The sequence below is a fragment of the Micromonospora sp. NPDC085948 genome (genome assembly GCF_040686315.1).
GTDB lineage: Bacteria > Actinomycetota > Actinomycetes > Mycobacteriales > Micromonosporaceae > Micromonospora.
In genome coordinates this window covers 13,589-40,006 of the sequence record NZ_JBFBJW010000012.1, presented here as the reverse complement: position 1 = coordinate 40,006, position 26,418 = coordinate 13,589, and the positions used below count along the sequence as shown (strand labels likewise).

The 26,418-nt window shown below is 70.4% G+C and carries 21 protein-coding genes; 8 read left to right on the top strand and 13 right to left on the bottom strand.

The features are described from left to right. Positions 1-47 precede the first annotated feature (47 nt). Positions 48-1,661 (top strand): ricin-type beta-trefoil lectin domain protein, encoded by a 1,614-nt coding sequence (locus AB0O48_RS25740; RefSeq protein ID WP_365068819.1) that lies wholly within the window; start codon positions 48-50, stop codon positions 1,659-1,661. Between the two features lie 50 nt (positions 1,662-1,711). Here the strand turns inward: AB0O48_RS25740 and AB0O48_RS25735 are convergent, their stop codons facing one another. Together AB0O48_RS25735 and AB0O48_RS25730 are read right to left on the bottom strand one after the other, a co-directional pair. Continuing rightward, positions 1,712-4,243, bottom strand: coding sequence for an ABC transporter permease (locus tag AB0O48_RS25735; protein WP_365068817.1), 2,532 nt, complete (start codon positions 4,241-4,243; stop codon positions 1,712-1,714). Next, the gene (locus AB0O48_RS25730; RefSeq protein WP_357253398.1) at positions 4,240-4,998 is read right to left on the bottom strand and encodes an ABC transporter ATP-binding protein; all 759 of its coding nucleotides are present in this window, start codon (positions 4,996-4,998) and stop codon (positions 4,240-4,242) included. Before AB0O48_RS25730 ends, AB0O48_RS25735 begins: the two co-directional genes overlap by 4 nt. Positions 4,999-5,169: 171 nt before the next feature. On the opposite strand from AB0O48_RS25730, the gene AB0O48_RS25725 reads away from it, so the two are divergent. The 4 genes from AB0O48_RS25725 to sthA all read left to right on the top strand — a co-directional run bounded on the left by AB0O48_RS25725 (position 5,170) and on the right by sthA (position 9,567). Further along, positions 5,170-6,363: a histidine kinase gene (locus AB0O48_RS25725; protein WP_365068814.1), complete on the top strand. Its 1,194-nt coding sequence runs from the start codon at positions 5,170-5,172 to the stop codon at positions 6,361-6,363. Beyond that, the gene (locus AB0O48_RS25720; protein ID WP_355029714.1) at positions 6,360-6,998 is read left to right on the top strand and encodes a response regulator transcription factor; all 639 of its coding nucleotides are present in this window, start codon (positions 6,360-6,362) and stop codon (positions 6,996-6,998) included. The genes AB0O48_RS25725 and AB0O48_RS25720 overlap by 4 nt, the downstream gene beginning before the upstream one ends. Before the next feature lie 89 nt (positions 6,999-7,087). Then, the gene (locus AB0O48_RS25715; RefSeq protein WP_365068811.1) at positions 7,088-8,110 is read left to right on the top strand and encodes a fibronectin type III domain-containing protein; all 1,023 of its coding nucleotides are present in this window, start codon (positions 7,088-7,090) and stop codon (positions 8,108-8,110) included. A gap of 53 nt (positions 8,111-8,163) precedes the next feature. Beyond that, positions 8,164-9,567 (top strand): Si-specific NAD(P)(+) transhydrogenase, encoded by a 1,404-nt coding sequence (sthA, locus tag AB0O48_RS25710; RefSeq protein ID WP_357253405.1) that lies wholly within the window; start codon positions 8,164-8,166, stop codon positions 9,565-9,567. 5 nt (positions 9,568-9,572) lie between these two features. On the opposite strand, the gene AB0O48_RS25705 is transcribed toward sthA, so the two are convergent. Next, the gene (locus AB0O48_RS25705) at positions 9,573-10,607 is read right to left on the bottom strand and encodes a CU044_5270 family protein (protein ID WP_357253407.1); all 1,035 of its coding nucleotides are present in this window, start codon (positions 10,605-10,607) and stop codon (positions 9,573-9,575) included. Between the two features lies 1 nt (position 10,608). Further along, on the bottom strand, positions 10,609-11,148 hold the full coding sequence (locus AB0O48_RS25700; RefSeq protein ID WP_357253408.1) for a sigma-70 family RNA polymerase sigma factor: 540 nt from the start codon (positions 11,146-11,148) through the stop codon (positions 10,609-10,611). Positions 11,149-11,347: 199 nt separating this feature from the next. Here AB0O48_RS25700 and AB0O48_RS25695 point away from each other — a divergent pair, with 199 nt between their 5' ends. Next, positions 11,348-11,764 carry a hypothetical protein gene (locus tag AB0O48_RS25695; RefSeq protein WP_357253410.1) on the top strand — a complete coding sequence of 139 codons (417 nt, stop codon included), beginning with the start codon at positions 11,348-11,350 and terminating at the stop codon, positions 11,762-11,764. Here AB0O48_RS25695 and AB0O48_RS25690 read toward each other — a convergent pair. Further along, positions 11,761-12,198 (bottom strand): MerR family transcriptional regulator, encoded by a 438-nt coding sequence (locus tag AB0O48_RS25690; RefSeq protein ID WP_365068808.1) that lies wholly within the window; start codon positions 12,196-12,198, stop codon positions 11,761-11,763. The genes AB0O48_RS25695 and AB0O48_RS25690 overlap by 4 nt on opposite strands. On the opposite strand from AB0O48_RS25690, the gene AB0O48_RS25685 reads away from it, so the two are divergent. Then, positions 12,197-12,892 (top strand): methyltransferase domain-containing protein, encoded by a 696-nt coding sequence (locus tag AB0O48_RS25685; protein ID WP_357253414.1) that lies wholly within the window; start codon positions 12,197-12,199, stop codon positions 12,890-12,892. The genes AB0O48_RS25690 and AB0O48_RS25685 overlap by 2 nt on opposite strands. A 158-nt stretch (positions 12,893-13,050) precedes the next feature. Here AB0O48_RS25685 and AB0O48_RS25680 read toward each other — a convergent pair whose 3' ends face one another. Beyond that, a complete protein-coding gene (locus AB0O48_RS25680) occupies positions 13,051-14,373 on the bottom strand; it encodes an endo-1,4-beta-xylanase (RefSeq protein WP_365068973.1) in 1,323 nt (440 codons plus the stop codon). A gap of 117 nt (positions 14,374-14,490) precedes the next feature. After that, positions 14,491-15,846, bottom strand: coding sequence for a PHB depolymerase family esterase (locus AB0O48_RS25675; protein WP_357253416.1), 1,356 nt, complete (start codon positions 15,844-15,846; stop codon positions 14,491-14,493). 315 nt (positions 15,847-16,161) lie between these two features. On the opposite strand from AB0O48_RS25675, the gene manD reads away from it, so the two are divergent. Continuing rightward, positions 16,162-17,370: a D-mannonate dehydratase ManD gene (gene manD, locus AB0O48_RS25670; RefSeq protein ID WP_357253418.1), complete on the top strand. Its 1,209-nt coding sequence runs from the start codon at positions 16,162-16,164 to the stop codon at positions 17,368-17,370. Between the two features lie 24 nt (positions 17,371-17,394). Here manD and AB0O48_RS25665 read toward each other — a convergent pair whose 3' ends face one another. From AB0O48_RS25665 to AB0O48_RS25640, 6 genes are all read right to left on the bottom strand, one after another. Continuing rightward, positions 17,395-19,509, bottom strand: a complete 2,115-nt coding sequence (locus AB0O48_RS25665; RefSeq protein ID WP_365068805.1) for an alpha-glucuronidase — start codon at positions 19,507-19,509, stop codon at positions 17,395-17,397. Between the two features lie 87 nt (positions 19,510-19,596). Then, positions 19,597-20,283 (bottom strand): DUF624 domain-containing protein, encoded by a 687-nt coding sequence (locus tag AB0O48_RS25660; RefSeq protein WP_357253422.1) that lies wholly within the window; start codon positions 20,281-20,283, stop codon positions 19,597-19,599. 142 nt (positions 20,284-20,425) lie between these two features. Beyond that, positions 20,426-22,063 (bottom strand): extracellular solute-binding protein, encoded by a 1,638-nt coding sequence (locus AB0O48_RS25655; protein ID WP_365068802.1) that lies wholly within the window; start codon positions 22,061-22,063, stop codon positions 20,426-20,428. A 55-nt stretch (positions 22,064-22,118) separates the two neighbouring features. Then, positions 22,119-23,027, bottom strand: a complete 909-nt coding sequence (locus AB0O48_RS25650; RefSeq protein ID WP_357253426.1) for a carbohydrate ABC transporter permease — start codon at positions 23,025-23,027, stop codon at positions 22,119-22,121. Further along, positions 23,024-24,013: an ABC transporter permease subunit gene (locus AB0O48_RS25645; protein WP_357253428.1), complete on the bottom strand. Its 990-nt coding sequence runs from the start codon at positions 24,011-24,013 to the stop codon at positions 23,024-23,026. The genes AB0O48_RS25650 and AB0O48_RS25645 overlap by 4 nt, the downstream gene beginning before the upstream one ends. 12 nt (positions 24,014-24,025) lie before the next feature. Continuing rightward, the gene (locus tag AB0O48_RS25640; RefSeq protein ID WP_365068799.1) at positions 24,026-26,401 is read right to left on the bottom strand and encodes a glycoside hydrolase family 3 N-terminal domain-containing protein; all 2,376 of its coding nucleotides are present in this window, start codon (positions 26,399-26,401) and stop codon (positions 24,026-24,028) included. Positions 26,402-26,418: the final 17 nt, after the last annotated feature.

The following is a 26,418-nucleotide window of genomic DNA, read 5'->3' as shown; positions in this document are numbered from 1 at the left end:
GATTAACACACTTTACAGTTGTTTCGCCGCCCCGGAAGGACCCCCACATGGCGCGACGATTGGCCGGGCGCCTGCCCCGCCGCCCCCGCATCAGACTGACCTCCGCGCTCGCCGCGGCCCTGCTCGCCGTACCGACCGGCCTGACGGTCGGCGCCGCACCCGCGATGGCGGCCGCGACGGGCGCCATCACCGGGTACGGCGGCAAGTGCGTCGACGTGGCCGCCGCGAACCCAGCGAACAACACGGCGGTCCAGCTCTACACCTGCACCGGCTCGACGGCGCAACAGTGGACGGTCGGCGACGACGGCACGATCCGGGCGCTGGGCAAGTGCCTCGACATCGCCGCCGCCAGCACCGCCAACGGCGCCCGGGTGCAGATCTACGACTGCAACGGCACCGGGGCGCAGCAGTGGTCGTCCACCGCCGGGCAGGTGGTCAATCCCATCTCCGGCAAGTGCCTCGACGCGACCGGCCAGAGCGCCGCCGACGGCACGCCGCTCCAGATCTGGAGTTGCACCGGCACCGCCAACCAGACCTGGACGCTGCCCACCGGCGGTGGCACCACACCACCCCCGTCCGGTGGTTTCACGCACCCCGGCGTGCTGGTCAGCCGGGGTCAGCTCGACTTCGTCCGCGGTCGGGTGCAGGCCGGCGCGCAGCCGTGGGCGTCGGCCTACAGCCAGATGATGGGCAGCCGGTACGCCTCGCTGTCGCGCACCCCGGCACCCCGCTCGGTGGTCGAGTGCGGCTCCTACTCCAACCCCAACAACGGCTGCACCGAGGAGCGGGAGGACGCGATCGCCGCGTACACCGACGCGCTCGCCTGGTACGTCACCGGCGACGCCCGGTACGCGCAGAAGTCGATCCAGATCATGGACGCGTGGTCGGCCACGATCACCGCGCACACCGGCAGCAATGCCCCGCTGCAAACCGGCTGGGCGGCCTCGGTCTGGCCCCGGGCCGCCGAGATCATCAAATACACGTACACGAGCTGGCCCAACGCCAACCGCTTCGCCACGATGCTGCGCAACGTCTACCTGCCGGTGGTGCGCAACGGCTCGAACAGCAACGGCAACTGGGAACTGACCATGATGGAGGCGGCGGTCGGCATCTCGGTCTTCCTGGACGATCGGAGCGCCTACGACGCGGCGGTCAGCCGCTTCCTCAACCGCACCCGGGCCTTCGTCTACCTGCCCAGCGACGGCGCACTGCCGTACACCACACCCGGCAGCGGCCTGGACACCAGCTCGGAGATCATCGGCTACTGGCAGGGCCAGTCCACCTTCGTCGCCGGCCTCGCGCAGGAGACGTGCCGCGACTTCGTCCACACCGGCTACGGGATCTCCGCCATCTCGCACGTCGCGGAGACCTCCCGGATCCAGGGACGGGACCTGTACCCACAGGTCGGTGAGCGGTTGCGCCAGGCGCTCGGTTTCCACTCCCGCTACCAGCTCGGCGAGGCGCCTCCGTCCTGGCTCTGCGGCGGCAGCCTCACCCGAGGCCTGGGACCGATCACCGAGGTCGGCTTCAACGCGATGAGCACCCGGCTGGGCAACGTCATGACCAACACCCAGACGCTCACGCTGCAACAACGTCCGGCCGGAACCAACAACCTCTTCGTCGCCTGGGAGACGCTGACCCACGCCAACAACCCCAACTGAGCGGGCCGCCGTGGGCCGGCACCACGTTCCGGTGCCGGCCCACGGGGTGCTCAGTTGTCGGCCCCCAGCGCCACCACCGGGCTGACCCGCGACGCCCGGCGGGCCGGCAGCACCCCGGCCAGCGCGGTCAGCGCGACGAGCACCACGAACAGCCCGGCCAGCGGTAGCAGCGGCGCGGTGAGCGGTGCCTCGATCCCGAGGGTCTGGACCGTCAACCAGGCGTACGGGACGCCGAGCAGCAGGCCGATTGTCGCGCCGATCACCCCGTACAGGCCGGACTCGACGGTCAGCATCGTGCGCAGGCCGGTCCGGGACAGGCCGATCGCGCGGAGCAGCCCGGACTCGCGGATCCGCTCCACCACCGACAGCGCGGTCGTGGAGCCCACGCCGACGACGGCGATCAGCACGGTCAGGCCGACCAGGCCCACCGCGATCCAGACCAGGGTGCGCAGCAACGCGTCGTTGCGGTCCCGTTCGTCGGCGAGCACCGCGAGGCCCACCCCTTCGCTGCCCCCGATCGCCTGCCGCAGCGCCCGCACGCCGGTGGTGCGGCCGTCCTCGCCGGCACCGGCCGCGTCGGCCAGCAGACCGGTGTACGCGGCCGGCACACCGATCCGGTCCAGGTCGGCCGGATCGGCGAGGATGCCCGCGTGCAGCGGGCCGTCGCCGGGCAGGACCGCGACCACCCGCACCTCGACCCGACCCGTGGCGACGGCGAGCGTGACGGTGTCGCCGGCCCGCAGACCCGCGTCCCGGGCGACCCAGCTGTTCAGCACGATCCGGCCGGGACCCCGATCGGCCAGGGTGCCCTGGGCGACGTCCAGCGCGCCGGTGCTCGGCAACGCCGCCACGTCCAGGTCGCTGGTCGGGTAACCGGGGTCGACGTCGCCGAGCTTGTCGGCGCCGCGCAGCAGCGTGGCGTCACCGACCATCCGGTACGGCACCACCCGGGCCAGCGCGCCGCGCGCCGCCTCGGCCCGGCGCACCACGTCCGGCGGCAACGTCCCACCGTTGCCGGTGACCTCGAAGTCGGTCGGCGCCGACAGCGCCATCTCGCGGTCGGCGAGGATCTGCAACGACGCGCCGCCGATGACCACCCCGGAGATCAGGGTCACGCCCAGCGCGACCACGACGGAGACCGCGGCGGCTCGGCGCGGCGCCCCGCCGATCCCGCCGACCGACATCCGCCCGAGCGGCCCGAGCTGGCGCAGCGGCCAACCCACCACGGCCAGCACCGGGCGCACCAGCAGCGGGCCGAGGGCCACCAGCGCGAAGAACGCCAGCGCGCCGGACGCGACGAGCAGGAGCAGTGGCATCGACGGGTCGTAGTCCGACTGCTCCGGCTTCGGCAACTGGCTGATCGTGGCGACCGCCGCCAGGACCGCGCCGACGGTCAGGAGCAGCCCGAGGACCAGACGCAGCACACCGATGCCGCGCCGGCCGCCGGTGGTGCTCGCCGTCCGCAGCGCCTCCAACGGGGAGACCCGGGCGGCCGAGAGCGCCGGTGCCAGCACGGCCAGCACGGTGATCACGACCGCGCCGATCACCACCGCGACCGCCGCCGCCAGGGGCAGGCCCGGCGAGGAGACCGAGTGGCCGGTGGCGCGCAGGATCGCCGGCAACGCGTACCCGAGGGTGAGGGCGCCGGCGACCCCGACGACCCCGGCGACCAACCCGGTCAGGGCGCCCTCGGCGGTCAACGCGCCGACCAGGGTGCCCCGACTCGCGCCGACGGCCCGCAGCAGCGCGAGCTGCCGCATCCGCTGGGCGAAGACGATGCGGAAGGTCGAGGTGACCACCAGCGCCGCCGCGGCGACCGCGATGGAGACGAACATGCCGACCAGGACGAAGAGTTTCGCGACCTGTTCGGCCGCCGCGTTGGCCTCGGCGTCGCGCACCTCGGCGCCGGAGCGGATCGGCTGGCCGGCGACCGCCGCGCTCACCCGTTGCCGGACGTCCTCCGTCGAGGCGCCGGCACCGACCCGGACGTCGACGCGCTCCACCGCCGTCAGGCGCGCCCAGCCGATCACGGCGCTCTCCGGGGCGTACGCGTCGTAGCCGGCGTCGGCGGCGACGTCCACCACACCGGTCACGGTGAGCGGGGCGGGCGTGGTGAGTTCGCCGCCGGTACCGCTGGTGGTGGTGCCGACCGAGAGCCCGAGCCGTTCGGCGGTACGCGGGGTGATCGCGATCTCGCCGGGCTGGTCCGGATAACTGCCCTCGATCACCCGGACCGTGCTCAGCGGGCCGCTCCCCGGATCCGCCTGGAGGTTGAGGTACCCCGCGCCGATGGAGACCCCGGTCGCCACCCGGGGCACCGCCTCGACCACCCCGGGAACGGCCCGGATCTTCCGCAGGTCCGTCACGGTGGGTGGCGGCACGTCGACGCTGCCGATCACCAGGTCGGTGACGGCCGGGGTGCCACTGAGGTTGTCCCGCACGGTCCGCTCGGTGATCTGCTGCACCAGCACGGTGCCGAAGACGACGAAGGAGGCGACCAGGATCGCCAGGCCGGTCAGGATCAGCCGGCCGGGCCGCCGGGCCGCGGCGCTCGTCTGGGTACGCAGCACTGTCGCCCTCATCGACGGGCCGCCAGGTCACGCAGCGCGTCGGTGACCGACACCTGGTCCGGCTTGTCGATCTCGCCGGCGACCCGCCCGTCGGCGAGCAGCACCACCCGGTCGGCGTACGCGGCGGCGATCGGGTCGTGGGTGACCATGACGACGGTCTGGCCGAGGTCGCGTACCGAGTCGCGCAGGATGGTGAGCACCTCCGCCCCGGAGCGGGAGTCGAGGTTGCCGGTCGGCTCGTCGGCGAAGACCACCTCGGGTCGGGCCACCAGGGCGCGGGCCAACGCGACCCGCTGCTGCTGGCCGCCGGAGAGTTCGCTGGGGCGGTGGTTGAGCCGGTCACCGAGGCCCAGCATCCGCACCAGGTGCGTGAGGAGTTCGGCATCGGGCTGACGGCCGGCGAGGTCCAGCGGCAGGGTGATGTTTTGTGCGGCGGTGAGCTGCGGCAGCAGGTTGAAGGACTGGAACACGAAGCCGATCCGCTCCCGGCGGACCCGGGTCAGCGTCCGGTCCGACTGGCCGGTCAACTCCGTGCCGCCGAGCAGGACGCGGCCGGAGGTGGCCGTGTCGAGGCCGGCGAGGCAGTGCATGAGCGTCGACTTGCCGGACCCGGACGAGCCCATGATGGCGGTGAACTCGGCCCGGCCGAAGCCGACCGAGACCCCGTCCAGGGCACGGACGGCGGTGTCGCCGCTGCCGTACACCTTCACCAGGTCGACCGCGGCGACCGCGGCGTGGCTGGTCTCCGGCGGGGCGTGGGTTGTCATTGTTCCTCCAGTGGCTGCGATGTGGCTGGACAGCCGGTGGCTGCGATGTGGCCCGGACAGCCTCGCCGCCGTGGGCGGGTGGGCACATCGGCCCGTGGCCGGGTATCGCCGGCGCCGGGTCTGTCTTTCGGCCGATCTGCCCGCGCCGTCCGCTGGCTACGCTGGGTCACCATGAGCACGCCGGATCTTCGACACTGGTGGGTACGCCTGGCCCAGGCCGCCGGCCTGCTGGCCATGGGGCTGCTCGCCCTCTTCGACCTCCGGTTCGGGGCGCCGGAGAGCCTGGCCGCTCTCCTGCTCCTGCTGGTGCGGATGGGGCTGGCGATGGCGACGGTGCCGCTCTGGCTGCCGGTGCACCGGCTGGGTTCGCGGCTGCTGCCGCTGGCCGCGCTGGGGCTCGCCTTCGTCTCACTGGCCGTGACCGCGGCCGTCCTGCTCTTCTCCAACGACATCTACCTGTTCAGCAGCAGTTGGGGGCTCGCCGAGTCGGCCGGGCTGATCGGTGTGGTCTTCGTGGTCACCCGTTGGGGCGCGCCCCGGCTCGCCCCGTGGGCGGCGGTGGCCGTCGGGCTGGCGGTCGCCGCGTTGCCGCTGCGCTCCGGCACCGAGAACCTGCTGGTGATCTTCGGGCTGCTCCAGGTGCTCGCCGCGGCCGGCGCCGCCGGGGTGGGGCTCTACCTGCGGATCATGGCTGCCGGCCGGGACCGGGCGATCGCGCTGGTGCGCGCCGAGCAGCGCGCGGAGTTCGCCCGTGACCTGCACGACTTCATCGCCCACCACGTGACCGGCATCGTGGTGCAGGCGCAGGGTGCCCGGTTCGTCGCCGAGCAGGACCCTCGTCGGGTGATCGTGGCGTTGGAGCAGATCGAGCGGGCCGGCACGGAGACGATGGCCTCGATGCGCCGGATGGTGGGGATCCTGCGCAACCCGGACAGCCCGCCGGACGCGCCGTTGGCCCCCCTGGCCGGCGTGACCGAGTTGCCGCCGCTGCTGGCCGGTTTCAACGGCACGGCGAGCGCCCCGGCACGCCTGCACGTCGACGGTGACCTGGACGGGCTGCCGGTGGAGGTCTCGACCTCGGCGTACCGGGTGGTGATGGAGGGGCTGACCAACACCCGCCAGCACGCCCCGGACGCCCGATCCGTGGACGTCGCCGTGCGTCGTACCCCGGACTGGTTGCTCGTCCGGGTCGCCGACGACGGCGCGGCCGGGCGGACCGCGCCCGCCCGGGGCCACGGCTTCGGCCTGGTCGGCCTCACCGAGCGGGTACGCGCCCTCGGCGGCACGATCACCGCCGGACCCGGCGTCGCCGGCGGCTGGGTGCTCGACGCGGCGTTCCCGCTGCGTGCGGCGGTGGGACGATGATCCGGGTGCTGATCGCCGACGACCAGGCGATGGTCCGGACCGGCTTCGGCATGATCATCGGGGCGCAGTCGGACATGGAGGTCGTCGGCGAGGCCGCCGACGGGGTGGTCGCGGTGGAGTTGGCCCGACGGCTGCGCCCGGACGTGGTGCTGCTGGACATCCGGATGCCCCGCCTCGACGGACTCGAAGCGTTGCGGCTGATCGCCGGGCCGGGCGTCGCCGACCCGATCCGGGTGGTCGTGGTGACGACCTTCGACCTCGACGAGTACGTGCACACCGCGCTCTCCAACGGCGCCTGCGGTTTCCTGCTCAAGGACTCCGGCCCGACGTTGCTGGTGGAGGCGGTCCGCGCGGCCGTGTCCGGCGACGCGCTGATCAGCCCCTCCATCACGGTACGGCTGCTGGAGCACCTCAGCTCGCCCGCCCCGGCGCGCGGCGACACCGGGCTCTCACCACGGGAACTCGACGTCGTGAAGCTCGTCGCCCGGGGCCTGACCAACGCCGAGATCGCCGCCGGGCTGTTCATCGCCGTCGGCACGGTCAAGACCCACCTGGCGAGCGTGCAGATGAAGCTCAAGGCCCGCAACCGGGTGGAGATCGCCGCGTGGGCCTGGGAACGCCGCCTCGTCGGCTGACGGGGACAGCGACGCGACCGCCACTGGCCTACCATCGTCATCAGTCGATGACTGGTCCGCTGCGGTCACCCGAAAGCGAGGCGATCATCTTGCGCGATCATGCGTGGCGCGGCGTCCGGTCCAGGGCCGCCGCACTGGCTGCCTGCGCGCTCACGGCGGCCCTGGTCGCCACCGGCGCGACCCCGGCCTACGCCGCCGCCGACACCGAATCCCCCACCGCCCCCGGCCCGATCACCATCGCCGCCATCGACACCACCTGGGTCGAGCTGACCTGGGCTGCCTCGACCGACAACGTGGGGGTGGTCAGTTACCCGGTCTCCGCGCAGTTCGAGGACAACGGCAGGACCTGGTCGACCGACACCAACAGCATTCGGCTCACCGACCTGCAGCCGTCACGCACTTACACCTTCTTCGTGAGGGCGCTGGACGCGGCCGGCAACAGCTCACCGTCGACCGGGCCCCTGCGGTTCACCATGTCACCCGGGGACGACCAACCGCCGGGCGCGCCGGGTCAACCGGTGGCGTACGACGTGGCCGCCACGCAGGTCTGGCTCCGCTGGACACACTCGGTGGAGAACGCCGCGCTCGAGCGGTACCAGGTGTTCCGGGTCGGCGCTGGCGGCGCGCTCACCTTCGTCCGCGACGTGTCCCAGTACCCGCCGGTCAACAGCACCCAGATCGGCGGGTTGACGCCGAACACCACGTACACCTTCGTGGTGCAGGCCCGCGACGAGGTCGGACTCCTGTCCCCCCTGTCGGCACCGGTCACCGTCACCACCCTGCCTCCGCCGCCGAGCTGCTCGGTCCGGTCCGACGTGCGGCAGTGGTCGGACGGCTTCGTGGCGCACCTCGCCGTGAAGAACACCGGCACCACGGCGATCAACGGGTGGACGATGACGTGGCGGTTCTGGGCCAGCCAGCAGCTCCACGGCATCTGGGGCGCGAAGGTCGTCGACCGTCCCAACAACAGCTATCTGCGGGTGGGCAACACCGGTCGCAACGCGGTGATCCCACCGGGCGGCACGGTGTCGCTGGGGCTCGTCGCCTCCGGCACGCAACTGCCGCAGGAGATCACGCTCAACGGCGGCCTCTGCGTGGTGGCAGACGAATAACGCTCGGCTCCGGGGTCTGGCGCCAGTCGCGACATCTTGCGACGCTAGCGGTTGTGTATGACTACGACCTGTTGGTGCTGGGCTCCGGACCCAGCGGTCAGAAGGCCGCGATCGCTGCCGCCAAGCTCGGCAGGCGGGTCGGCATCGTCGACCGCCGCGACATGATCGGTGGGGTGTGCATCAACACCGGCACGGTCCCCTCCAAGACGCTGCGCGAGGCCGTCCTCTACCTGACCGGGCTCAGCCAGCGAGACCTCTACGGCAGCAACTACCGGGTCAAGGAAGAGATCACGGTCAGCGACCTGGCGGCCCGGACCCAGCACGTGATCACCCGGCAGACCGACGTCATCCTCAATCAACTGGCCCGCAACCGGGTCGCGCTGATCACCGGCACCGGCCGCTTCGCGGACGCGCACTCGATCTGGGTCGACGGCGGCTCCGGCCGTGAGTCGCGGGTGACCTTCGACAAAATCATCATCGCGGCGGGCACCCGCCCGGCCCGCCCGGACAGCGTCGACTTCGACGACCGGACGATCGTGGACTCCGACGGCGTCATCAACCTGCAGGCCGTCCCGCGCAGCATGGTCGTGGTCGGCGCCGGCGTGATCGGCATGGAGTACGCGTCGATGTTTGCCGCGCTCGGCACCAAGGTGACGGTGGTGGAGCGCCGCGAACGGATGCTCGACTTCTGCGACGACGAGGTGATCGAGTCGCTCAAATACCATCTGCGCGACCTGTCCGTGGCGTTCCGCTTCGGCGAGGAGGTCGCCGCCGTGGAGAAGCACCAGACCGCCGCGCTGTGCATCCTCAAGAGCGGCAAGAAGATCGTCGCGGACACGGTCATGTACTCGGCCGGTCGGCAGGGTCAGACCGACGACCTGGCCCTGGAGGCGGCCGGGTTGGAGGCGGACCGACGCGGCCGGATCAAGGTGGATGCCAACTACCGCACCTCGGTGGACAACATCTACGCGGTCGGTGACGTGATCGGTTTTCCCGCGCTCGCGTCCACCTCGATGGAGCAGGGTCGACTGGCGGCCCAGCACGCCTGCGGCGAACCGATCCGGGAGATGCACGGCCTGCAACCGATCGGCATCTACACCATCCCGGAGATCAGCTTCGTCGGGCAGACCGAGGCGCAGCTCACCGACACCTCGACTCCGTTCGAGGTCGGCATCGCACGTTACCGGGAGCTGGCCCGAGGTCAGATCGTCGGTGACTCGTACGGCATGCTCAAGCTGCTCGTCTCCCCCGAGGACGGCCGGCTGCTCGGGGTGCACGTGTTCGGCACCGCCGCCACCGAGATCGTCCACATCGGGCAGGCGGTGATGGGCTGCGGTGGCACGATCGACTACCTGATCGACGCGGTGTTCAACTATCCGACACTGGCCGAGGCGTACAAGGTGGCCGCCCTGGACGCGTCCAACAAGATCCGCAACATCACCCGCATCGACGGCTGAGCCGTTCAGCCTGGCAACGGGACGTACTCCGCGACCAGATACGACCGGTAGGTGATCACCGCGGGGATCGTCACGTTCAACCTGCCCGCCGTGGTGGTCAACACCTCCTCGTAGCCGAGCAGCACACCCGAGTCGGGGTCGATGATGACCGTGTACTGGGCGGGCAGCCCATGGGCGCTGGACGTGATCGAGAACGCCTCACCGGCGCGGCCGGCCCGGTCGGTGACGGTCCCGGTCACGGTGATGCCCGGAAGGTCGGCCAGCAGCCGCAGCGTCGTGGCCCGCTGCGCCGGATTCAGCAGCCGCACACCGGCCAACTGAGCGACATCCTCCAGATACTGCACCGGCGCCTCGGGTGGTGGGCTGCCGGCGTCCAGCCACGTCCGTAGCGTCGCGACGTCCGTCGGCACCGCACCCGGCCAGCCCGGCGTGAATTCACCAGCGGCGTAGTCGGTCGTCTCTCGGGACAAGTCGACCCGACCGCCCCGCCGCTGCCACTCCTTCCGGTCGGCCTCGGCGCGGAAGACTGGCGGCAGCTCCTTCTTCACCATCCGGCCGGCGTCGTCGTCGGTTCGCCAGGACCGCCACTGCTGCGGTACGACGGCGGACGTCGTCCGGCCACCGGAGGTCGAGGAGTTGAGGAACCAGTTCGCCGACTCCAGGTGCTCCACCGTTCCCGCCGGCCTCGGTGCCGTCGGCTGTGCGGCCGCCACCCCGGCCAGGCGGCGCAGCCGAACGTCGGCCCGTTCCGTGGTCGGCGCCGGGCCGTAGGTCAGCATCGCCGGGGTGACCGCCCACACCGGCTGCGGCTCCCGCACCGCCTCAAGCGTGACGATCCCGGCTGCCAACACCAGCACCGCCGCGCCGGCCGCCAGCACGAAGCGGCGTCGCGGGAGGACACGACGACCGGTGGACCGCGCACGATCCGTGGCGAGGATACGAGCGAGGTCCGCAGCCTGGCGCTGCTCGTCGGCGGGAAGAACGTCGCGCGCCGGATCGAGGCCACCCAGCAACTGGCGTACTTCATCGAGGGTCTTCATGTCACCCACCCACATTCATCGACGGCGCCTCGGCCGATGGTCGGCTCACCCCGTCAGCGGTCACATCCAACCGCGCCCGAAGCCGACGGCGGGCACGCATCAACCGCATCGCGAACGTCGCTCTCGAGCACCCGAGCACCACCGCCGCCTCGGTCGGGGTCAGCCGCTCCCAGGCCACCAGCCGCAGGATCTCCTGGTCAGCGTCGGACACCTGGGCGAAGGCGGTCACGACGTCACGCTGGCTGATCACCTCGTCGGCGTGGTCGTCCTCCACCGACCGGCCCGGCTCCGCCGCGACCCGCAGCGTCAACTCCCGCCACCGCTGTCGCCCCCTCGCCTCGTTGGCCAGCACCAATCGGGCCACGCCGTAGAGCCACGGCAGCACCGAAGCGGGCGGCACGTCGGCCAGGCGACGCCACGCCACCAGGAACACCTCGGCGACCACGTCACTGACGTCGGACCCGATGACCCGGCGAGCCACATACCGCCACACGTGATCGTGATGACGCCTGTACAGCTCGGTGAACTGTTCCTCCACCACGTCCGCAGCACCCCCTATCGGGCTTATGTCCGGGACCAGCCCTGACATCACACCTGATCAAGGCGGCCGTACGGGTTGGGCGCGACAAACGCCACGCGCACGTCGTGGTCGCGATGTCGGTGCTGCCCGCTACCGTGCCGGCACTGTTGGGAGCTGGAGGAAAGAGGCAGCGGTGGGCGCATCCGGATGGAGCTACCTTGTGGCGTACCAGCCAGACCTGGACGCGGCGTTGGACGCCCTGCGGGACACCGTCTTCGCCGAGGGCGACTACTGGTGGGCCCGGGGTGAGACCCCCAACGTGGCCAGCGACTATCCCCATCGCCCCGCCACGATGGAAGAGCTGTTCAACGACGAGTGGGTGCAGGAAATGGGCACCCACTCCATCCTCGACGTCTACCGGGTCCTGGCCGAGCGCGAAAAGCCCGACTTCGGTACGGTCGAGCCGGTGAGCGCCGCCGAGGCGCTGCGCGAGGCCGGCACCGAGCGACTCACCCGCGAGCACCTGGACGCGATCAAAGGGCTGGCCTCGCAGGCCTGGTTCGGCCGCTGCGCGGTCCTGCACGACGAGCAGGGCAAGCCGGAGGAGATCTACTTCTGGGGATACTCCGGCGACTAGCCGCTGCCCCCGACCTCCACCAGCTCCGCCAACTGGCCGCGGTAGTTCGGGCAGGTCGTGACGTCCTCATGTGAGCAGTTCAGCCCGGCCTCCAACAGATCGAGCGCCGACTGCAGCGCCGCCATCCTGGCTCGCAGCACGCCGTGGTTGCGGCGCAGCACGCCCTTGCGAACGGCGGGGTCCCCCGCGGCGAGGAACGCCCGGATGTCCGGCAGCGACAGGCCGGCCTGCTTCGCGCGCAGGATCGAGGCCACCCGGAACAGGTCGTCGCGGGTGTAGCGGCGACGACCGCCGGTGACCCGGGCGGGGCAGAGCAGGCCCACCGACTCCCAGTGCCGCAGTACGTGCGCTGGCAGGCCAAAGTGGTCGGCCACGTCCCCGATTGTCATCATGCTTGACTTCACGTCGACATTAAGTCCGAGCATGGCGGGCATGTCCAGTCTTCTAGCTGTCCTCGATGCCATCGAGAGCAAGCCCGCGGCCGTCGAACTGCGAGCCCGTTCCTACGAGTTACTCGGCGACCTCACCGGCCGAACCGTCGTCGACGTTGGCTGTGGCAGCGGCCGCGCCGTCGCCGAGTTGGCCGAGCGCGGAGCCCACGCGCTCGGTGTCGACCTCGATCCCGAGATGATCGCCATGGCCCGTAAGCGCTGGCCGGCCGGCGAGTTCCAGGTCGGCGACGCCACCGAGCTGCCGCTGGAGACCGGATCGGTCACCTACTACCGGGCGGACAAGGTGTTGCACGTGCTCGACGACCCGGCACGAGCCGTGGCCGAGGCCCGGCGGGTGCTCGCGCCGGGCGGCCGAGCCGTGCTGCTCGGGCAGGACTGGGACCTGATCGCCATCGACTCGGACGACTCGGAGACCACCCGTCGGCTGGTCCACGAGAAGGCGGACTCGCTGCCGTCGCCACGCGTTGCCCGTAGGTATCGCAACCTGCTGCTCGACGCCGGGTTCACCGACCCGATCGTCGAGGTGCACACCGCCGTGTTCACTGACGACACCGCGCTCGACGTGGTGAAGCGGATCACCGACGAGGAGATCTGGCTCGGCGAGCAGGCCGAGCGCGCCAGCGCGAACCGGATCCTCGTTGTCGTGCCGATCTTCCTCGTCGTCGCCCAGGCGTGACCGGAAACATCGATCAAGCTCGGTGGGCCTGCTCCGCACCGATGTCGGTGCCTTCCTCCCCGCCACATCGCCCGATGATCAAGAGGTTTGCGTCATGACACGCCAGGCAGGATGACGCAAACCTCTTGATCAGTGAGGGCCGGGGGGCGGTGATCCGTCTAGCTGGCCGCGCAGGTGGGGCTGGGGCTGCCTACGGTGCCGGTGCCCTGGAAGCCGAACTCGGTGGACTGCCCGGCGCCGACCCGGCCGTTGTAGGACACGTTCGTCCAGTTCGTCGTACCGGTGGTACCGCTGGAGTTGGCACTCCAGGAGTTGGTGACCGTCGCGCCGGACGGCAACGTGATCGTCACGGTCCAGCCGTTGAGAGCCGACGAGCCGGCTGTCACCCGTACGTTCGCCACGAAGCCGCCGGTCCACTGGTTCACCGTCACCGTCGCGGTGCAGCCACCCTGCCCCGGCGGAGGAGTGGTCGGCGGGGCCGTGGTCGGCGGGGCCGTGGTCGGCGGGACGCTTGTGGGCGGGGCCGTCGTGGGCGGCGTGGTGCCGTTGTTCAGCGCGGCGAGGACGGCGTCGTACGCCGGCTTCTTGGAGCCGTTGCTGTTGAACAGCAGCGGCGTCTGCGAGGCTCGCCACGAGTCACTGTCGCGGATGCCCCACACCGTGATCCCGTTGCAGCGGGCCACCGCCAGGCAGTCCTCGACGACCCTGCGGTAGGTGTCCGCCGACGCCCCCTGGATGTCCAGCTCGGTGATCTGCACGTCCACACCCAGCGCCGCGAAGCTCGACAGCGTCGTGCGGTAGTTGCTGGCGTACGGCGAGTCGTTGTTGAAGTGCGACTGGAAACCCACGCAGTCGATCGGCACACCACGGGCCTTGAAGTCCCGCACCATGTTGTAGACGCCCTGCGTCTTGGCCCAGGTCCAGTTGTCGGTGTTGTAGTCGTTGTAGCAGAGCTTCGCGCCCGGATCGGCGGCGCGGGCGGCCCGGAACGCGGCCTCGATCCAGTCGTTGCCGGTGCGCTGCAGGTTCGAGTCCCGGCGACCACCCGAGTTACCGTCGGCGAACGCCTCGTTCACCACGTCCCAGGAATAGATCTGCCCCTTGAAGTGGGTCGCCACCTGCGTGATGTGGTTGAGCATCGCGGTGCGCAGCGCGGTGCCCTCCATGCTCTGCATCCACCCCGGCTGCTGGCCGTGCCACGCCAGGGTATGACCGCGTACCTGCATCCCGCGACTGCGAGCGTGGTTGACGATCTGCTCCGACGAGGCGTAACTGAACCGACCCTGCTGCGGCTCGGTGGCGTCGATCTTCATCTCGTTCTCGGGCGTCACCATGTTGAACTCACGGTTCAAGATCGTGGTGTACGCGTTTTCCGAGAGCTTGTACGCCGCCACCGCCGTACCGAAGTAGCGACCCTTCTCGGCGGCGGACGCGCCGAGCGTGGTCCCGGCGGAGGCGGGTGCCGTCACGAACAGCGCCATGCCGACGGCGAGGGCACCCGCGCCGGTCAGCGCGACCACGGCCCTCGATGCCGCCTTCCATCTCGTGTTTCTCATCGTGTGGCTCCTTCTGTGGTGGTGGTGGGGTGGCAGGGACAGTCAGGACACCGAGCAGGCGGCGCCGTTCAGGGTGAACGACGAGGGTTTGCCGGTGCCGCCTCCGTGCGTGGCCTGGAAGCCGATCTCGACCGAGGCGTTCGGGGCGATGGTGGCGTTGTAGGAGACGTTGCGGGCGGTCACCGCACCGCTGGTCGGCGAGTACTGCGCGTTCCAGCCGCCGGTGATGGCCTGCCCGCTGGGCAGCGTGAAGGCCAGTGCCCACCCGTTCACGGCGGCCGTGCCGGTGTTGGTGATGGTCACGCTCGCGGTGAGCCCGTTGTTCCAGGCGTTGACCGCGTAGCCGACCCGACAGGCACCCGCGTTCGGGGGCGGCGTGGTCGGGGGCGGCGTGGTGGGCGGTGGCGTGGTGGGCGGTGGCGTGGTCGGGGGCGGTGTGGTGGGCGGCGGTGTCGTCGGGGGCGGTGTGGTGGGCGGCGCGGTGCCATCCAGCCCGAAGAAGCGGATGACCTGCGCGGCGTCGACCGGCAGGTTGTGCGTGACACCCTGCATGCTGATCGCCTCGACCGGTGCCATCGGGCCGCTGCTGCCGTACCGGGTGCGGGTGTGGCCGGACTGCGGCGAGTCGGTGTACGTCGGGGTCTGACTCAGCCCGTGCACGTTCGTCCACTGCTTGACCTGCTCGCCGAAGTTCGGGTAGCGCAGCGTCTCGTCGTTGGTGCCGTGCCAGATCTGCATGCGTGGTCGCGGACCGGTGTAGCCCGGGTACGCCGCGCGGACCAGGTCCCCCCACTGCTGCGGGGTCCTGATGAGCTGTCCGTTGGCGCACTCGCTGTTCCACTCGGAGCTGCCCCCGGTGGCGAAGCAGCCGAACGGCACACCGGCGAAGGAAGCGCCCGCCGCGAACACGTCCGGGTAGTCACCCAGCATGACGTTCGTCATCATCGCTCCGGACGAGGTGCCGGTGGCGAAGATCCGCGCCGGGTCGGCGGCGTAGCGCTGCCGCACGTGGTCGACCATCGACATGAGCCCGACCGGGTCGCTGCCTCCGCCACGGCGCAGGGCCTGCGGAGACGCCACGTCCCAGCACTTGCTGCTGCGGGTCACCGATGGGTAGATCACGATGAATCCGTAGCGGTCCGCGAGGGACGCGTACTGGGTGCCGGAGTGGAATGCCGGACCCGACCCGGTGCAGTAGTGCAGGGCCAGCAGGATCGCCGGTCGGGTGGCCACCCGGTCCGGGACGTACAGGTGCATCTGCAGGTTTGTGGGGTTGGTGCCGAAGCCGGTCACCTGGGTCAACGTCGCCGCCGACGCCGGGGTGGCGACGGTCAGCGCGGCGACGGCCAGCGTCAGGGCCGCCATGGCGGCACCGAGCAGCCTTGTCTTGAGTGTCATCGATCGCGATCCCTCGGGAGATAGGCGCGTGGAAGGGGACTGAAGTCGAGGACTGCCCTTCGCCCGACCCTGACCGCGGCTCGCGTGACGAAGTCAGCTTTGATCGACCGCACTCGATTGTCAAGACTTCCGGAAACCTTTCGCCGCAACGGATTCCGGGCTCACCTGCGCAACCCTTCGCACGGGCGGGTCCGACCGTCGGTGGCGGCTCGCGGGCTATTATCGGGAGGTTCTCGAAACGTGCCGGACTTTCACATCCCTCTCGCCCCTCGATGCGCGTCCGCCGACGACGCCTGCGGGCACGAAGGAGATTCAGTGAGGATCGTCGATGCCCGGGTCATCCTGACCTGTCCGGGCCGCAACTTCGTCACTCTCAAGATCGTCACCGACGAGGGGGTGACCGGGGTCGGGGACGCCACCCTCAACGGCCGGGAGTTGGCCGTCGCCTCGTACCTGCGCGACCACGTGGCGCCCCTGCTGATCGGTCGGGACCCGGCCCGCATCGAGGACACCTGGCAGTACCTGTACCAGGGGGCGTACTGGCGGCGCGGCCCGGTCACGATGAGCGCCATCGCCGCCGTGGACACCGCGCTGTGGGACATCAAGGGCAAGGTCGCCGGCCTGCCGGTCTACCAACTGCTCGGTGGACGGTCGCGCGAGGGCGTCACCGTGTACGGCCACGCCAACGGCGAGACCGTCGAGGACGTGCTGGTGGAGGTCGCCCGCTACGTCGACCTCGGCTACCGGGCGGTCCGGGTGCAGTGCGGGGTGCCGGGCCTACCCAAGACGTACGGGGTCAGCACCGACAAGTTCTTCTACGAGCCGGCGGACGCGGCGTTGCCCAGCGAGGCGACCTGGTCGACCCCCCGTTACCTGGCGCACGTGCCGAAGGTCTTCGCCCAGGTACGCGACGAGTTCGGCCCGACGCTGCGGCTGCTGCACGACGTGCACCACCGGCTCACCCCGATCGAGGCGGCCCGGCTCGGCCGCAGCCTGGAGCCCTACGCGCTGACCTGGATGGAGGACCCGGTCCCCGCCGACCTCCAGGAGGGCTTCCGCCTGATCCGGCAGCACACCACCACCCCGATCGCCGTCGGGGAGGTGTTCAACAGCATCTTCGACGCGGCCCAGCTCATCCGGGAGCAGCTCATCGACTACATCCGGGCCACCGTGGTGCACGCCGGTGGGATCACCCACCTGCGTCGCATCTTCGACCTCGCGGCGTTGCACCACGTCCGCAGCGGATCACACGGCGCCACCGACCTCTCCCCCGTCTGCATGGCCGCCGCGTTGCAGCTCGACATCTCCATCCCCAACTTCGGCCTCCAGGAATACATGCGGCACACCGAGCAGACCGACGAGGTGTTCCCGCACGGCTACCACTTCGCCGACGGCTACCTGCACCCGGCCGAGACGCCCGGTCTCGGGGTGGACATCGACGAGGAGGCGGCGGCCCGTCACCCATACTCGCCGGCGTACCTGCCGGTGAACCGGCTGGAGGACGGCACGGTCCACCCCTGGTGACCGCGCCACCGGCGCCCGGCCGGTTCAGTGGATACGCCGCCCCCGCTCGTCCGGCACCCCGGACTTGCGGAAGAAGTACGTGTTGATCTGGTCACGCCACTCGGTGGCGGACCGCACCTGCTCGTCGAGGCGTTCGGCCACCCGCTCGTACACGGCGGGGTCGATCATCCCGTTCAGCGTCTGCCACCTGCGGCGCATCGCCACCACCTCCTCGACACCGGCGAAGTGCGTGTCGTAGATGTGCTGGATGACAGTTGATCCGCTCCGCAGGACGTGCCGGTACGGCACATGGTGGAAGAAGAGCAGCAGCTCGTCGGGGCAGGTCTCCGGAGTCTCGTACACCTCGGCCCAGTACGGCGGGTACTGGCCGGCGAAGCCGGTGCCCGACGCACGGCTGCGGTCCACGCCGACGCCGTCGCGGTCGGCGAAGTGGTAGGTGCCCCACCGCGAGTACTCGTACCCGTCGACGCCGGGGCCGTAGTGGCCATCGGGGTTGACCATGAACCCAACGCCCAACGGGGCGGTGTACCGCTCGTAGGTGCGCCACGAGTCGTCCATGATCTCGTGCAGCGTCCGCCGCACCAGGGCCGGGTCGGCGGTGGCGGACGGCGGGAAGGTCAGCGTCATCCATTCGTCGAGGACCGCCGTCGGGTCCAGCTCCGGATTCCAGGCGAGCCGCCCGAACGAGTACAGGTTGGCCTGCGCCAACGGGTGCCCGGTCCAGAACCTGTCGTCGCCGGTGTTGGCGACCGCGACGAGGCCACCGCCGGCGCCCGCCGCCCCCGCCACCACGTCGGCCACCGAGCGTCCGCCCGGCCCCCAGAGGGCGAAGCGCAGCACCTCACTCCACCAGGGACCGAGGTGGCAGATGTGTCGCTGCTGGCCGGTGTATTCCTGCGTGACCTGCAACTCCACCGCCAGTCGGGTGGCGGGCATCGCGGCGATCACCGGGGAGATCGGCTCGCGGGTCTGGAAGTCCACCGGACCGTACTTCACCTGGAGGATCACGTTGGTGCGGAACCGCCCGTCGAGTGGGGCGAAGTGGTCGTACGCGGCGCGCGCCCGGTCGGTCGACCGGTCCCGCCAGTCCTGGTGGTGGTTGTAGACGAACGCCCGCCAGTGCACGACTCCCCCGTGCGGGGCGAGCGCGTCCGCCAGCAGGTTGGCCCCGTCGGCGTGGTCGCGTCCGTAGGTGAACGGGCCGGGTTGCCCCTCCGAGTCGGCCTTCACCACGTAGCCGCCGAAGTCGGGAATGCGGTCGTAGACGTTGCGGGTGGTCTCCGCCCACCAGCCCCGCACCTTCTCGTCCAGCGGGTCGGCGGTCGACAGGCCACCGAGGACCATCGGCGCGGCGAAGGTGACCGACAAGTGCACCCGGATGCCGTACGGACGCAGCACGTCGGCGATCTCGGCCACGTCGCCGAGCCGGTCGGTCAGCAGCAGCGCCTCGGTACGGGCGACGTTGACGTTGTTCACCGAGATGGCGTTGACGCCGCTGGCGGCCAGGAGTCGGCCGTACTCGCGGATGCGCGCCAGGTCGCGGCGCGACCGGCCGTCCTGCCAGAAGATCGAGCCGCCCGCGTAGCCCCGTTCGACCTGACCCATCACCGGGTGCACGGCCACGTTGTCCCAGTGGTTCAGCATCCGTCGGCGCAGCGCGGGCCGGTGCCGCTCCGGCGGGCGGGTCGGGTCGAAGGCCGCCGCGCAGAGCCGGACCACGTGGAAGAGCCCGTACAGCAGGCCGGCGGGCGCGTCGGCCAGCACCACGGTCACCGGGCCGGCGTGGGTCAGCAGGAACCCCTCCTTGCCGAGCGTCCCGTCGGCGACCTCAACACGTGCCGCCTCCACCGCCGGGCCGGGCAACTCGCCCGCGCCCCGCAGGGCGAACACCAGGTCGACGTCGATGTCCCAGGAGGGGTTGTGCCACACCCGCCCGCCGTAGCGCGCGCAGGCCCGCGACACCTCGTCGAGCACGGTGTCGACGAGCAACCCGTCCCCGTGGACGAGAACGCGGCGCGCGCCGAGGGTCCGGAAAGCCTCCGGTGGCAGCCAGGCCGGGTGTACGCGCGGCTCGTCCGTGTCCAGCGGCTCCTCGACGAACATCAGTTGCTCCAGGTCCACCCATTCTTCGGCGTTCATCGATCCTCCCTCAGCACGACGACACCGTACGCCAGCTTCCCCACGTTCGGGTGTCGTCGCCCCCGAAGGGCACGGTGCCGGGCGGGCTCATCGGAGGAACTCGTTCTGGGTCAGCCGGACCATCGGGTCGCTGACGCGCAGGAGCGCCAGGACCGCGACCGAACCGAGCATCGCCAGCACGGCCTCGGAGAAGACCGCGGTGACCGCGGCCGCCGCGGCGACCAGCAGCGCGTTGCCGACGGTGACACCGGGGGTACGCACCAGGAAGTGCACGGCCAGTCGGAGTACGTCCCGGGTGCGGAAGTCGAACAGCGAGGTGATCACCAGGGCGTTCGCCGCGCAGAGCGTCACACCCACCGCGAGCAGGACCAGCGGCACGGTCCACCAGCCGGGGAGCCCGACCGCACCCCGGTAGGCGAGGTTCACGGCGAGCACGGTCAGCCACAGCAGCGTCGGCACCCAGACGCGCAGCACGCCGGGCAGGTTGGCCCGGTAGCCGCGCCAGAACACGGCGGCGGGTCGTAGGTCGGTCAGGTCGCTGCGTTGGTGGCGCAGGGCGTACAGGGCGGCCGAGAGTGCCGGGCCGACCGGCACCAGCAGGACGGCGGCCAGCGGCAGGTTGCTGGGGTCACGGCCCAGCAGCAGCATCGGGAGCAGGCCGGGCAGGGTGGTGAGCAGGAAAAGCAGCTCGACGACGAGCAGGATGTAGACCCGGGACGTGATCCGGGACAGCGGCCCGTCGCCGAACTGTCGCCAGGTACGCGCGGCGCTCACGGCTGCTCCCTCCGGTCGCAACTGCGCATTGCCGTCCTCTGGTCGTCCGGCCCGAGGGTGAGCGGGTCACACGCGCCCCGGGCCGGTGGTGTTCGGGGAGTCCGATCGGGCCTGGTGACCGCCCGCCCGGACTCCCCGCTGATCAGCCGTTGTCCTTCTGGAACCGCTCGTACGCCTTGTTGACCACGTTGATGTACTGCTCGGAGTTCTTGGCCTTCAGCTCGGCCACGTAGGCGTCCCACTCGCTGAGGGGCCGTTGGCCGAGGGCGAACTTGAGCGTGTTCTGGGTGACGAAGTCCTTCAGCGGAGTCTCCCAGAGCGACACCTGCTCGCGTTCCTCGTCGGTGAACGGGCGCGGCGGGGGGACCTCCCTCGGCTTGCGGGCGTCCATCACCTTCTGGAACTCCAGCTCCTCCGGGGAGAAGAACCCACGGACCAGGTCGGGCGCGCCGCCGTAGGCGAAGACGCCGTTCTGGAAGCCGAAGTCCTTCTGCAGGTGCTTGGATGCCTTCGGGTTGAGCCCCAGGAAACTGACGTCAGGGACGAGCGTGCGCTTGCCCGACGCGTCCTTGGTGAAGGTGGTGCCCTCGACGCCCCAGCGGGCGAATTCCAAACCCGCGTCCGAATACCACAACCAGTCGATGAACTGCATCATGGCCACGAAGTTCTTGCTCTCCCGCGCCTTCGAGGAGATCATGATGCCGTTCTCCAGCCGGGGGAACGGATTGACCTCGCCGGCCGGGCCGATCGGCAGCGGGATCTTGGCCATCTTCGCGTTCGGCAGGGTCTTGGCCAGGTCGGGGCGGTGGTTGTTGACAAGCGTCTGCGCGTTGCCGGTGACCACGAAGGACTTGCCGTTGGCGAGCTTCTGGCGGGCCTGGTCGTCGGTCTGGGTGAAGCTCTCCGGGTCGAGCAGACCCTCGGCGACGAGCTTGTGCAGGAACGTGACCATCTGCTTGTACTGCTCGGACGAACCGGTGTAGGTGAACTTCTTCTCCGCCGGGTTCCAGGTGGCGTGCTGGTAGTCCCAGCCCGCGTAGGTGCCGTGGGACGAGCCGAGGAGGTTCAGCAGGGCGCCGGTCGGGTTGGGCTTGCTGAAGAGGTCGGAGTACGGGTAGACGTTCGGGTACTTCACCTTCATCGCCTTGAGCACCGTGTAGAGGTCGTCCCAGGTCTTCGGGACGGGGAGGTTGAGCTCCTGCATGATGTCGGTGCGCACCAGCACCGTGTAGTCCTGCGTGGGCTTCTCGTGCAGGCCGGGCAGCAGGTAGAACTTACCGTCGGCCTGTCGCAGGTTGTCGATCTCCGGCTTGAGGTTCCACTTGGCGATCTTGTCCTTGAGGTTGGGCATCAGATCCAGGTAGTCGCTCACCGGGAGGATCGCCCCGGACGACACGAACGCGTCCTCCTGCGGGTGGTACGTCTTCGGGATGATCAGCGGGGCGTCCCCCGCGCCGATCAGCAGGCTGCGCTTCTGCTCGTAGTCGCTGAGCGGAACGGCCACCGGCTCGATCTTGACGTTGGTCCGCTTGGTCAGCTCCGACCAGAACGCCCAGTCCTCCTTGAGCGGGTAGAACGTGTGGTTGTTGTAGAGGGTGGAGAAGGAGAGCGCCTCGGTGGCCTTGAACTGGTCGCCGACGCCGTAGGTGGCCATCGCCCCGACCTTGTTCTCCGAGAGGTCCGTCGACTCGCCGGGGTCCTCGGAACAGGCGGTGCTGAGGGTGAGCGCGAGCAGACCCGCGGTGGCTATCGCCACCCGGCGCCACATCTTGTGGAGCATGGCTCGTCCTTTCGGTGGTGGTGGGGATTCGAGGTGGAACGGTGCGGCGTCGGCGTCACCCCTTGACCGCGCCGAGCATCACGCCGCGGACGAAGTACCGTTGGACGAAGGGGTAGACCGCCAGGATCGGCAGGGTGGTCAGCACGATCGTCACGGCCTCAAGGGTGGCCGCGGCCTGGACCTTGTCGGCGTTGGCGGCGGCGGACTCGGCGCTGGTGGCGCCCGCGATGAGGTTGCGCAGATAGACGGTGACCGGCAGCAGGTCCTGCTGGTCCATGTAGAGGAACGCGGCGAACCACGAGTTCCAGAAGGACACCGCGTAGAAGAGCACCATCGTGGCGATGATCGCCTTCGACAGCGGCAACACGATCCGCAGCAGGATGCCGTACGTGTTCAGCCCGTCGACGGCCGCCGCCTCCTCCAACTCACTCGGCAGGCTCTCGAAGAACGCCTTCATGACCAGCAGGTTGAACACGCTGATGGCATTGGGGACCACCACGGCCCAGATGGTGTTCTTCATTCCCAGGCTGGTGACCAGCACGTAGTTGGGAATCAGGCCGCCGGAGAAGAACATGGTGAACAGCGCGATGCCGACCAGGACGCCGCGCCCCTTGAGCTGCGGCTTCGACAGCACGTACGCGTAACAGGTGGTCAGCACGATCGAGATGAGCGTGGCGACCACCGTGTACACCACCGTGTTGCGGTAGTTCGTCCAGAACAACCCATCGGACATCAACAGCTTGTACGCGGTCAGGTCGAACCCGCGCGGGATGATGCTCACCTTCCCCGTGATGATGTACGCCTCTTCGCTGAGCGAGCGGGCCACGATGTTGAGGAACGGGAACAGCGTCACGACCACGACGCCGATCAGGACGATCGTGTTGACGATCCGGAAGATCCGGTAGCCCCGGCTGTCCACCGGCCCCCGGGTCTTCGGGGCGTCGCTCTTCGTACCGAGGATCACCACAGGCTCGTCCCCACCGTGCGCCGGGAGATGAGGTTCGCCGTCAGGACCAGCACCAGCCCGATCACCGCCTCGAAGAGACCGATGGCGGCGGCGTAGCTGAAGTTGCTGGACTGGAAGCCCATGCGGAACAGATAGGTGGAGACCACGTCCGCGGTCGGGTACGTCAGCGGGTTGTAGAGCAGCAGGATCTTCTCGAATCCGACCGCCAGGAAGCTGCCGATGTTGAGGATCAGCAGCGTCATCATTGTCGGCCGGATCCCCGGCAACGTCACGTGCCAGGTCTGGCGCCACCGGCTCGCGCCGTCGATCCGGGCCGCCTCGTACAGGTCCTCGTCGACCGTGGTGAGCGCGGCGAGGTAGAGGATCGTCCCCCAACCGACGGTCTGCCAGACCTCGGACGAGACGTAGATGGTGCGGAACCACTCCGGTTTCTGCAGGAAGGCCACCGGCTCCCCGCCGAACAGGCCGACGAGCTGGTTGGCCGCGCCACCGACCGAGGTCAGTTGCATGACCATCGCCGCCACGATCACGATCGACAGGAAGTGCGGCAGGTAGGACACCGACTGCACGAACCGCTTGAACCGGCGGGCGCGCACCTCGTTGAGCATCAGCGCCAGCACGATCGGCAGCGGGAAGCAGAACAGCAGGGTCAGCGTCCCGAGCACCAGCGTGTTGGTGAAGACCTCCCAGAACGTCGGGTCGCTCAGGAACATCCGGAAGTACCGCAGGCCGACCCAGTACTCACCGAAGATGCTGCCGCCCGGCTTGAACCGACGGAACGCGATGATGTTCCCGAGCATCGGTAGGTACCGGAAGATCAGGAAGAACAGCAGCGGCAGGATGGCCAACGAGTAGAGCTGCCAGTCCCGGCGAAGCGCCTGGCGCCAGCTCCGGCGACGGCGCGGCGCCCGCGGGGCGGGGCTGGCCGCCTCCGCCGGCGACCGGGGTGGCGCCGGCGGCGGTGGCCGTAAGGTCGATGTCATCCTCGGCCCCTCCTAGGCGGGATGCGGGACGGCCACGAGGGGCTCCACCCGCACCGACGTGAGCAGGTCCCGCTGGTGGCCGACCTGGCGCTCGACGCCGGTCAGCCGCAGCGGCAGGGTGGCCGCCACGTCGCCGCTCGACCGGCCGAAGCGCAGCTCCACGTCGCCGGGCTCGACGATCCGCCGGCCGGACAGGCCGCAGAACGAGGCCAGGTCGGCGGGTACGCCGAACGTCACGTGCGCCGCCTCGCCGGGCTCCAGCGGCAGTCGGGTGTAGCCGACCAGCCGGACCACCGGGCGGGTGGTCTGCGCGACCGGGTCGTGCAGGTAGAGCTGCACCACCTCGGTGCCGGCCCGGTCGCCGGTGTTGGTGACGGTGACGCGCACCCGCGCCTCGCCGTCCACCGGCCAGGCCGCCGGCGCGTCCGGCGACTCGTCGGCCGCACCAACCACTGTGGCGTCGGTCCACTCGAAGGTGGTGTAGCTCAACCCGTGGCCGAACGGGTACGCCGGGGTGGGGTCGACCGAGGAGACCTGGGTGCGGCGACCGAGCGGCGGCGCCAGGTAGGTGCCCGGCAGGCCACCGGCGTCGCGGGGGACGCTGACCGGCAACCGTCCGGACGGGTTCACCGCGCCGGTGAGCACCTCGGCGAGCGCCTGCCCGCCGAGTTGCCCGAGGAAGAACGCCTGCACCACGGCCGCAGCGGTGTCGACCTCCGGGCCGAGCGCGTAGGGGCGACCGGTCATCAGCACCAGGACGACCGGGGTGCCGGTGGCCAGGACGGCCCGGACGAGGTCGCCCTGGACGCCGGGCAGCCGCAGATCGACGGCGTCGCAGCCCTCGCCGGAGGTGCCCCGGCCGAACATTCCCGCCCGGTCGCCGACGGCGAGCACGCACACGTCGGCGGCGGCTGCCGCGGCGACCGCGGCCGGAATGCCGGAGGTGTCCTCGCCGGTGATGGCGCAGCCCGGCTCGTGGCTGAGCAGGGGGACGCGTCGGGCCAGCTCGTCGCGCAGCGAGGGGATCTCCAGGCCGAGCCCGTGGTCACCGTGGTGGATGCCCACGTGGTTGGGGAACGAGTAGCAGCCCAGCATGGCCATCGGGTCGTCGGCGACCGGGCCGATCAGGGCGACCCGGCTCCCGACGGCCAGCGGGAGGACACCGCTGTTGCGCAGCAGCACGACGGATTCCCGGGCCAGGCGGACGGCCACGTCCTGGCTGGCCTCGTCGTCGAGTCGCAGGTTCGCCACGTCGTCGGGGAGCACCTGCCAGTCCTCGTCGAGCAGGCCGATCTCGATCTTCTGGATGAGCACCCGCCGCAGCGCCCGGTCGATCAGCGCTTCGTCGACGTCGCCGCGGCGTACCGCCTCGACCAGTGGGGCGCCGAAGGCGTCCACGGTGGGCAACTCGACGTCGATCCCGGCCCGCAGGGCGAGCCGGGCGGCGTCGGCGGCGTCGGCGGCGACTCGGTGCAGGGTCTCCAGGAAGCGGACGGCGAAGTAGTCGGCGACCACGATGCCGGTGAAACCCCACTCGTCGCGGAGAAGGCGGGTCAACAGTTCCTCGTCGGCGGCGGCGGGCAGGCCGTCGATCTCGGCGTAGGAGTTCATCACCGAGCGGGCGCCGCCCAACCGAAGGGCCATCTCGAACGGCGGCAGGATCACGTCGGTCAGCTCCCGACGACCCATCGACACCGGCGCGTGGTTGCGCCCGCCCCGGGAGGCGGAGTAGCCGGCGAAGTGCTTGAGGGTGGCGACGACACCGGCGCCCTCCAGGCCCCGCACGTACGCGGCACCTGTCGTCCCCACCAGGTAGGGGTCTTCGCCGATCGTCTCCTCGGTGCGGCCCCAGCGGTAGTCGCGGGTGACGTCGAGGACCGGCGCGAGCCCCTGGTGCACGCCCGCGGCGCGCATGGAACGCCCGATCCGGTCGGCCATCGCCTCGACCAGGTCGGGGTCGAAGGACGCGCCCCAGCTCAGCGGGGTCGGGTAGACGGTGGCCCGCCAGGCCGCGAACCCGGTGAGGCACTCCTCGTGCACCTGGGCCGGGATACCGAACCGGCTGGCGGCGACGATCTGCGCCTGGGAGGCGGCGAGCGACCGGGCGCCGACGACCGGGTCGACCGGCGCGGTGCCGAACGGCCGGGTGAGCTGGCCCAACCCGTACTCGATGAGGCTGTTCCACGGCGGAAGTTCGCTGATCATGTCGGACTGGTGTGGGGCGACGCCCTCGCCGGAGGCGTCCGCGCCGACCCAGACGCCGACGAGTTGCGCGATCTTCTCTTCCAGTGTCATCAACGGCAGGAGCGCCTCGGCCCGCTCGGTCGGCGACAGCCGCGGATCGCGCCACGGCGCGGCGTCGCTGTGCACGGGCAACTGACTTCTCATGCCATGACCCCTTAGCT